This is a genomic window from Paenibacillus tabacirhizosphaerae (genome assembly GCF_040812395.1).
Lineage (GTDB): Bacteria > Bacillota > Bacilli > Paenibacillales > NBRC-103111 > Paenibacillus_E.
In genome coordinates this window covers 1-1,259 of the sequence record NZ_JBFNXH010000068.1, presented here as the reverse complement: position 1 = coordinate 1,259, position 1,259 = coordinate 1, and the positions used below count along the sequence as shown (strand labels likewise).

The 1,259-nt window shown below is 41.6% G+C and carries 3 protein-coding genes; 1 reads left to right on the top strand and 2 read right to left on the bottom strand.

Features of this window, described 5'->3' with window-relative positions; translation table 11 throughout:
• A partial coding sequence (locus ABRS97_RS27990; protein ID WP_367819451.1) for a hypothetical protein occupies positions 1–250 on the top strand: 250 nt, incomplete at its 5' end.
• Positions 251–370: 120 nt separating this feature from the next.
• On the opposite strand, the gene ABRS97_RS27985 is transcribed toward ABRS97_RS27990, so the two are convergent.
• Both ABRS97_RS27985 and ABRS97_RS27980 read right to left on the bottom strand, forming a co-directional pair.
• Entirely contained in the window at positions 371–829 is a 459-nt protein-coding gene (locus ABRS97_RS27985; RefSeq protein WP_367819450.1) for an Imm26 family immunity protein, read from the bottom strand.
• A 36-nt stretch (positions 830–865) separates the two neighbouring features.
• Positions 866–1,259 (bottom strand): GIY-YIG nuclease family protein (locus tag ABRS97_RS27980; RefSeq protein ID WP_483312507.1); only part of this gene is annotated, 394 nt, incomplete at its 5' end.

The window sequence follows — 1,259 nt, the reverse complement described above, 5'->3', positions numbered from 1 at the left end:
GTCCAACGAGAAGCAAAAAGCGAAGCCGGAAGGATCAAAGCCGCGGCGCGCGGCAACCGAAAACGCCTCACCTGCCCTGAATGCGAGAAACGGCTTGTCCGCGGTGGATTCCCTTGTGCAGGAAGCTGTCGCCTCTCTCGTGCTGAGAGGTGAAAAGCGTTCCTGCATCGGAATCCACTTGGGGGACAAGCCGTTTCTCGGCTCCATCAGGGGCCGTGAGGTGTGGAGGTTGCCGAAGGCAAAGGCATAGGTGTTAATCTTTCGTGGCTCTGTAGCTCAGCAAAACGTCTATGGCTTCAAGAATGTGCTTCCATGTCAGAGCATGAAAAAACCTTGCGAAGGTAACTCGCAAGGTTGAATAGCTTTATTATTATTTAGTGTATAAAAACCTTTGAGTAAACGGTGTTTCTTCGTTTTTAATAAATTTGGATTTCACAGCTTCCTCTATAACATTAGGAGTATATGATTTTTTCCCAGTCAGGCTAGCTTCTTCCACCTTACTTGCTTTCCTTAATATGTTGGAGTTGTGGTCAATGATAGCGTATCCGTCTAATGTATACGTTTTGTATTGAGGGAATTTAATGTCTTCCGGGATAGGTGCATTTCCAAGAAGATGCCATTTCCCGTCCTCAATATATACATCAGTTGTGTGTACTAAAAACATAATTGAACTGCTAATTATGTCCTCAATAGATTGCCCCTCATTACCAACAATATCATAGACAATGATTGTGTCCATTCCTACAATTTGACCATAACAAAACTTCTCGTCATTAAGTGAGATAGAGAACACATCTCCCATTTGAGGTTTAATTTTTTTCTTTGGCATTACGTCCGTATCCTCTCTTCAAAATTTAGTTTTTTATTATTCATCATTAGGAATTCTGCCTGATACAGGAGGGATTCCTAGTAACTCCCACTTACTTTCTCGGATTTTATTGATCAAATTCTCAAGGGTGCCACCTTCCTTCCCCAATCCTCCGTGTAAATTTATCATCGTTTGTTCCAAAATATCCAATTCACTTCCAGCTTTTGCTCTACCAAGTTCTTCAAACTCATATTGTTGACCGTTCTTTGTCGCATGCTCTTTCTGTCTGAGTATATATCTTTCGATGCTCTTAGCTTGTCCCACATATTCTTTTCCTGTTTTAATATTAGTCCTTTTATACACAATTCCTTCAGTTTTGCCGGATCTGAGCGTGGTTTTTACCCCGACAAATTCACCATTCTCGTCATATACAAACCTTGCACTATCACCT

Bases quoted from the DNA above. Each gene is read 5' to 3' on its own strand.
- ABRS97_RS27985 (WP_367819450.1), bottom strand. From the start codon at position 829: ATGCCAAAGAAAAAAATTAAACCTCAAATGGGAGATGTGTTCTCTATC.